This is a genomic window from Winslowiella iniecta (genome assembly GCF_001267535.1).
GTDB lineage: Bacteria > Pseudomonadota > Gammaproteobacteria > Enterobacterales > Enterobacteriaceae > Erwinia > Erwinia iniecta.
On sequence record NZ_JRXE01000020.1, the window covers coordinates 93,195 to 100,690 of the forward strand.

The 7,496-nt window shown below is 51.0% G+C and carries 4 protein-coding genes and 2 pseudogenes; 3 read left to right on the forward strand and 3 right to left on the reverse strand.

Annotated elements, in window-relative coordinates:
- The first annotated feature begins 38 nt into the window (after positions 1–38).
- The 3 genes from aceE (at position 39) to lpdA (ending at position 6,181) form a co-directional block, all read left to right on the forward strand.
- Positions 39–2,702 (forward strand): pyruvate dehydrogenase (acetyl-transferring), homodimeric type, encoded by a 2,664-nt coding sequence (aceE, locus tag NG42_RS14900; RefSeq protein ID WP_052900325.1) that lies wholly within the window; start codon positions 39–41, stop codon positions 2,700–2,702.
- A gap of 13 nt (positions 2,703–2,715) precedes the next feature.
- Positions 2,716–4,617, forward strand: a complete 1,902-nt coding sequence (aceF, locus tag NG42_RS14905) for a pyruvate dehydrogenase complex dihydrolipoyllysine-residue acetyltransferase (protein WP_052900327.1) — start codon at positions 2,716–2,718, stop codon at positions 4,615–4,617.
- A 139-nt stretch (positions 4,618–4,756) separates the two neighbouring features.
- Positions 4,757–6,181, forward strand: a complete 1,425-nt coding sequence (gene lpdA / locus NG42_RS14910; protein ID WP_052900329.1) for a dihydrolipoyl dehydrogenase — start codon at positions 4,757–4,759, stop codon at positions 6,179–6,181.
- A gap of 32 nt (positions 6,182–6,213) precedes the next feature.
- Here the strand turns inward: lpdA and NG42_RS14915 are convergent, their stop codons facing one another.
- From NG42_RS14915 to NG42_RS23140, 3 genes and pseudogenes are all read right to left on the reverse strand, one after another.
- Positions 6,214–6,621, reverse strand: a complete 408-nt coding sequence (locus NG42_RS14915; RefSeq protein ID WP_052900331.1) for a putative T6SS immunity periplasmic lipoprotein — start codon at positions 6,619–6,621, stop codon at positions 6,214–6,216.
- Positions 6,622–6,678: 57 nt separating this feature from the next.
- Positions 6,679–6,999 (reverse strand): annotated as a pseudogene (locus NG42_RS23885) (putative T6SS immunity periplasmic lipoprotein); the annotation flags it as partial.
- Between the two features lie 259 nt (positions 7,000–7,258).
- A pseudogene (locus tag NG42_RS23140) lies at positions 7,259–7,496 on the reverse strand (type IV secretion protein Rhs); the annotation flags it as partial.

The window sequence follows — 7,496 nt, forward strand, 5'->3', positions numbered from 1 at the left end:
CAATTCAACGTATTAGACACAGATAAGGAATACCCCCCATGTCAGAACGTTTACACAATGACGTGGATCCGATTGAAACTCGCGACTGGCTACAGGCGATCGAATCGGTCATCCGTGAAGAAGGTGTTGAGCGCGCACAGTATCTGATTGATCAGGTAATGAGCGAAGCACGTAAAGGCGGCGTTAAAGTGGCGGCAGGCACCGGTGCCAGCCAGTACATCAACTCCATTGCCGTTGAAGACGAGCCGGATTACCCGGGCAACACCTCTCTGGAGCGTCGTATCCGTTCCGCGATCCGCTGGAACGCCATTATGACGGTTCTGCGTGCATCGAAGAAAGATCTGGAGCTGGGCGGTCATATGTCCTCTTTCCAGTCTTCCGCCACCATTTATGAAGTGTGCTTTAACCACTTCTTCCGTGCGCGTAATGATAAAGACGGCGGCGATCTGGTCTATTTCCAGGGTCACATTTCTCCGGGCGTTTACGCACGTGCCTTCCTTGAAGGCCGTCTGACTGAAGATCAGATGAACAACTTCCGTCAGGAAGTTCACGGTAAAGGTCTTTCTTCTTACCCGCATCCAAAACTGATGCCTGACTTCTGGCAGTTCCCGACCGTTTCTATGGGCCTTGGCCCGCTGGGTGCGATCTACCAGGCGAAATTCCTCAAGTATCTTGAGCACCGTGGTCTGAAAGAGACCTCTGCGCAGACCGTTTACGCTTTCCTTGGTGATGGCGAAATGGACGAACCAGAATCCAAAGGTGCGATCACTATCGCTACCCGTGAGAAGCTGGACAACCTGTGCTTTATCATCAACTGTAACCTGCAGCGTCTGGACGGACCGGTAACCGGTAACGGCAAGATCATCAACGAACTGGAAGGCATCTTTGCCGGTGCTGGCTGGGAAGTGATCAAAGTGATCTGGGGCGGACGCTGGGATGAGCTGCTGCGTAAAGATACCAGCGGTAAACTGATTCAGCTGATGAACGAAACCGTTGACGGTGACTATCAGACCTTCAAATCTCGTGACGGCGCTTATGTGCGCGAACACTTCTTCGGCAAATATCCGGAAACCGCAGCGCTGGTTAAAGATATGACCGACGACGAGATTTGGGCGTTGAACCGTGGCGGCCACGATCCGAAGAAAATCTACGCGGCACTGAAAAAAGCGCAGGACACCAAAGGCAAGCCGGTGGTGATTCTGGCACATACCATCAAAGGTTATGGTATGGGTGACACCGCAGAAGGTAAGAACATTGCTCACCAGGTGAAGAAAATGAACATGGATGGCGTGCGCTATATCCGTGATCGTTTCAACGTGCCGGTTGACGATGCCAATATCGAAAAACTGCCTTACGTGACCTTCGAAGAGGGTTCTGAAGAGCATAAATATCTGCACGGCCAGCGTGAGAAGCTGGGTGGCTACTTGCCAACCCGTCAGGCGCAGTTTACCGAGAAGCTGGATATGCCAGCGCTGGAAGATTTCCAGTCACTGCTGGAAGAGCAGAACAAAGAGATCTCCACCACGATCGCTTTCGTGCGTGCCCTGAATGTGATGCTGAAGAACAAGTCGATCAAAGATCGCCTGGTGCCAATCATCGCCGACGAAGCGCGTACTTTCGGTATGGAAGGTCTGTTCCGCCAGATCGGTATCTACAGCCCGAATGGCCAGCAGTACACTCCACAGGACCGTGAGCAGGTTGCTTACTATAAAGAAGACGAGAAAGGTCAGATCCTGCAGGAAGGTATCAACGAACTGGGCGCAGGTGCATCCTGGCTGGCGGCGGCAACGTCTTACAGCACCAACAACCTGCCAATGATTCCGTTCTACATCTACTACTCGATGTTCGGTTTCCAGCGTATCGGCGACCTGTGCTGGGCAGCAGGTGACCAGCAGGCTCGTGGCTTCCTGGTCGGCGGAACTTCCGGTCGTACCACGCTGAACGGTGAAGGTCTGCAGCACGAAGATGGCCACAGCCATATTCAGTCGCTGACCATTCCTAACTGTATCTCTTACGATCCAGCTTACGCTTATGAAGTCGCGGTCATCATGCACGATGGTCTGGTGCGTATGTACGGCGAAGCGCAAGAGAACGTCTACTACTACATCACCACGCTGAACGAAAACTACCACATGCCTGCGATGCCGCAGGGTGCGGAAGAGGGTATCCGTAAGGGTATCTACAAGCTGGAAACCGTAGAAGGTAGCAAAGGTAAGGTTCAGCTGCTGGGTTCAGGCTCTATTCTGCGTCACGTTCGTGAAGCGGCACAGATCCTGGCGAAAGATTACGGCGTCGGTTCTGACGTTTACAGCGTGACCTCGTTCACCGAACTGGCACGTGATGGCCAGGATTGTGAGCGCTGGAACATGCTGCACCCAACTGAAGAAGCACGCGTGCCGTACATTGCTCAGGTAATGAACGATGCACCAGCAGTCGCTTCCACCGACTATATGAAACTGTTTGCTGAACAGGTTCGCAGCTACGTGCCGGTCAGCGATTATCGCGTTCTGGGGACTGACGGCTTTGGCCGTTCTGACAGCCGCGAAAATCTGCGTCACCACTTCGAAGTGGACGCATCTTACGTAGTTGTTGCAGCACTGGGCGAACTGGCCAAACGCGGCGAAATCGATAAGAAAGTGGTGGCGGAAGCGATCACCAAATTCAATATCGATGCCGACAAAGTTAACCCGCGTCTGGCATAAGAGGTAGAGATTAATGGCAATCGAAATCAAGGTACCGGATATCGGTGCAGACGAAGTTGAAGTCACTGAGATTCTGGTGAAAGTTGGCGACAAAGTTGAAGTTGAACAGTCGCTGATCACCGTTGAAGGTGACAAGGCCTCGATGGAAGTCCCTTCGCCAGAAGCTGGCGTAGTGAAAGAGATCAAAGTGGCCACCGGTGACAAAGTTGAAACCGGCAAACTGATCATGATTTTCGAATCCGCCGACGGTGCAGCTGATGCTGCACCTGCTCAGGCAGAAGAGAAAAAAGAAGCGGCGAAACCGGCTGCTGCGCCAGCATCCAGCGAAAGCAAAGACGTTGCCGTGCCGGATATCGGCTCTGACGAAGTTGAAGTCACCGAGATTCTGGTGAAAGTGGGCGACAGCGTTGAAGCTGAGCAGTCACTGATCACCGTCGAAGGCGATAAAGCGTCGATGGAAGTGCCGGCACCTTTCGCCGGTACAGTTAAAGAGATCAAAATCGGCACCGGCGACAAAGTCAGCACCGGTTCACCGATCATGGTATTCGAGATCGCCGGTTCTGGCGCAGCGGCACCTGCTGCTGCTGAAAGCAAAACCGAAGCGGCTCCGGCAGCAGCGCCAGCGGCAGCCAGCGGTGCGAAAGACGTTAACGTACCGGATATCGGCGGTGACGAAGTTGAAGTGACCGAAGTGATGGTGAAAGTGGGCGACAAAGTTGCCGCTGAACAGTCACTGATCACCGTTGAAGGCGACAAAGCGTCAATGGAAGTGCCGGCGCCATTTGCCGGTACGGTGAAAGAGATCAAGATCAATACCGGTGACAAAGTCAGCACCGGCTCGCTGATTATGGTGTTCGAAGTGGAAGGCGCTGCGCCTGCCGCTGCGGCACCAGCAGCGAAGAAAGAGGAAGCGGCTGCCGCGCCGGCTAAGCAAGAAGCGGCTAAACCAGCAGCGAAAGCGGAAGGCAAGAGCGACTTCGCCGAAAACGACGCTTACGTGCATGCCACGCCGGTTATCCGTCGTCTGGCACGCGAGTTCGGTGTTAACCTGGCGAAAGTCAAAGGCACTGGCCGTAAGAACCGTATTCTGAAAGAAGACGTGCAGGCTTACGTGAAAGATGCCGTGAAACGCGCCGAGTCTGCACCTGCTGCAGCGACCGGTGGCGGTATTCCTGGGATGCTGCCGTGGCCGAAAGTTGATTTCAGCAAGTTCGGTGAAATCGAAGAAGTCGAGCTGGGTCGTATCCAGAAAATCTCTGGTGCTAACCTGAGCCGTAACTGGGTGATGATCCCGCACGTTACGCAGCACGACGAAGCCGATATTACCGAAGTGGAAAACTTCCGTAAGCAGCAGAATGACGAAGCAGCGAAGAAGAAACAGGATCTGAAGATCACCCCACTGGTGTTCCTGATGAAAGCGGCTGCCAAGGCGCTGGAAGAGTTCCCACGTTTCAACAGCTCGCTGTCGGAAGACGGTCAGAAACTGACGCTGAAGAAATACATCAATATCGGTGTGGCGGTTGATACGCCAAACGGTCTGGTGGTTCCGGTGTTCCGTGACGTCAACAAGAAAGGCATTGTTGAGCTGTCGCGTGAGCTGGCGGTGATTTCGAAGAAAGCGCGTGACGGTAAGCTGACGGCCTCTGATATGCAGGGCGGTTGCTTCACCATCTCCAGCCTTGGCGGCATTGGCGGTACGTCGTTTACCCCAATCGTCAACGCGCCGGAAGTGGCGATCCTCGGCGTGTCTAAATCGTCGATGAAACCGGTCTGGAACGGCAAAGAGTTTGTGCCGCGCCTGATGCTGCCACTGTCACTCTCCTTCGACCATCGTGTTATTGATGGCGCAGCAGGTGCCCGTTTCGCGGCTTACATCGGTACCATCATGGCGGATATCCGCCGTCTGGTGATGTAACAGTAACCAAGGCCGGCAATTGCCGGCCTTGTTGTAAGCATTCATGTTGCCGTGTGTTTGCAGTCTGTTAACAATTCTGTAAACTCTTGCGGTGAAAACGTCCGAGTGGATTAAGGCGTTTAGCAAATAAGAGGTCATGATGAGTACAGAAATTAAAACTCAGGTCGTGGTACTTGGGGCTGGCCCTGCAGGCTATTCTGCAGCTTTCCGTGCTGCTGATTTAGGTCTGGAGACCGTCATTGTAGAGCGTTACAGCACCCTTGGTGGTGTTTGCCTGAATGTTGGCTGTATCCCGTCTAAAGCGCTGCTGCACGTCGCGAAAGTGATTGAAGAAGCCAAAGCGCTGGAAGAACACGGTATCGTATTTGGTAAACCTGCCACCGATATCGACAAAATTCGTTCCTGGAAAGAAAAAGTCATCAACCAGCTGACCGGTGGTCTGGCAGGGATGGCGAAAGGCCGCAAAGTGAAAGTGGTCAACGGTCTGGGTAAATTCACCGGTGCTAACACCCTGGTGGTTGAAGGCGAAAATGGTGCCACCACCATTAACTTCGACAATGCGATTATCGCCGCGGGTTCACGCCCAATTGAACTGCCATTTATCCCACATGAAGACCCACGCGTTTGGGATTCCACCGATGCACTGGAGCTGAAAGAAGTTCCTGAGCGTCTGCTGGTGATGGGCGGCGGTATTATCGGTCTGGAAATGGGCACCGTGTATCACGCACTGGGTTCACAGATCGATGTGGTAGAGATGTTCGATCAGGTTATCCCTGCCGCTGATAAAGACGTGGTGAAAGTGTTCACCAAACGTATCAGCAAGCAATTTAACCTGATGCTGGAAACCAAAGTCACTGCGGTAGAAGCCAAAGAAGACGGCATCTACGTGACGATGGAAGGCAAAAAAGCGCCGGCAGAACCACAGCGTTATGACGCGGTGCTGGTGGCTATCGGTCGTGTCCCTAACGGTAAACTGCTGGATGCCGGTCAGGCGGGTGTGGAAGTTGACGAGCGTGGCTTTATCCGCGTCGACAAGCAGCTGCGTACCAACGTGCCGCATATCTTCGCTATCGGCGATATTGTTGGTCAGCCAATGCTGGCACACAAAGGCGTGCATGAAGGCCACGTGGCAGCGGAAGTGATTGCCGGTAAGAAACACTATTTCGATCCGAAAGTGATTCCATCGATTGCCTACACCGAGCCGGAAGTTGCCTGGGTGGGTCTGACCGAGAAAGAAGCGAAAGAGAAAGGCATCAGCTACGAAGTTTCCACCTTCCCGTGGGCCGCTTCTGGCCGTGCAATCGCTTCTGATTGTGCAGACGGTATGACCAAACTGATTTTCGACAAAGAGACTCATCGCGTTATCGGTGGTGCGATTGTCGGGACTAACGGCGGCGAGCTGCTGGGTGAAATCGGTCTGGCGATTGAAATGGGTTGTGATGCAGAAGATATCGCCCTGACCATTCATGCGCACCCAACGCTGCATGAATCTGTTGGTCTGGCTGCTGAGATTTTTGAAGGTAGCATCACCGACCTGCCAAACCCGAAAGCGAAAAAGAAATAATTTTTCGTTGCCAGGTTTGATAAAGCGGCTCCTCAGGGAGCCGTTTTTTTATGCTTAAGTTGCGCCGGGGTGAAGTCTGCAATCCAGTTTTTACGGATGCCATCTCCATAATCTTTGTGAGTATCGATACTGATAAAGTACTCACTATTTTCATCGAAATCATAACTATATTCGATGAAATTGTTTATTTTTATTGGTTTAAATAATCGGTTTATATCATCCAGTCGCCAGACTTCTTTCATGTATCCATCAACATTTTTACTGACAGAGATACTGGTTAATAACCAGATTCCACTTCTGCTTTCACGAGTGTCAGGAATTGAAAGGCAGGGCTTATTATTGACCAGGTAAACCTCCGCAGACGCGAAGGGGGAATAACGGTAAGTGCATCCGGTAAGCATCAGGATGCTAATAAATAGCAGGCCGCGAATCAGGATCATGGGCGGCTTCATCGTCTAAAATAGAATTAATACGACCTTGGTTAATTATTATTTCTGCTACGGCTTTAAATCCTGCAACTGAAAATTTGCGCCCCAGAATCGTTTGGTTTCGATGTTATCAGGTGGCACGATAGTATAGATGGTAACACCATATTCCTGATATGGCTCGAATTTATAGTCAACCGGAATACATTCACCGGGCACCACTATCTTAATTGGAAAATGAAGATCGTTACTGCTCCATACTCGGTGCATATAGCCATCTGCAAATCGTTTGCTGACGGCAATATTAAGTACACGAGACTGATTATTTACTGTGACTGACTCTTTTTCTACTTTAAAGCAGGGTTGCCCATCGTCTTTGAGTGAGACGGCGGCGGTTCTGTAGGGTCCTGGATGAAAAAAAACATCCGGCTAACATAGTGCAACATAATATCAGAGAAGTTTTTTTCATTTGAATAAACCTTTTTTATCAGTTGGATCGCTAAGAAACCAACTCAATACTCTTTCATACTTAGCAAGTAAATCTGGTCCAACAATCCCTGTGAATAATCTTACTTCAAGCCAGAGATTGATGCCTGAAAATTTAAGAATATAGTAGTCGGCAATGATTGAGGCTTGTTATTCCATTGGATAATTAGCTAAGTATAATATGATGCTGCCAGACATGAGCCATTTCATATATAAATAACTGCTTTTCTGTCACTTGTTCTTGAGAAAAGTCATTCTTATAAATTAATGTAGGATAGTACATCTCGCCATTTGGCGTCATGGCAGTATCCTTATGCTGGAGGCCAAATGGCAAGTAACCACCGTGATGTACCCGGACCCGGCGGTAATCAATGGCGTTTTTAAATACAGACTTAGCCATTTCT

Coding starts and splice junctions, on each gene's coding strand:
- aceE (WP_052900325.1), top strand. CDS start 39: ATGTCAGAACGTTTACACAATGACGTGGATCCGATTGAAACTCGCGAC.
- aceF (WP_052900327.1), top strand. CDS start 2,716: ATGGCAATCGAAATCAAGGTACCGGATATCGGTGCAGACGAAGTTGAA.
- lpdA (WP_052900329.1), top strand. CDS start 4,757: ATGAGTACAGAAATTAAAACTCAGGTCGTGGTACTTGGGGCTGGCCCT.
- NG42_RS14915 (WP_052900331.1), bottom strand. CDS start 6,621: ATGATCCTGATTCGCGGCCTGCTATTTATTAGCATCCTGATGCTTACC.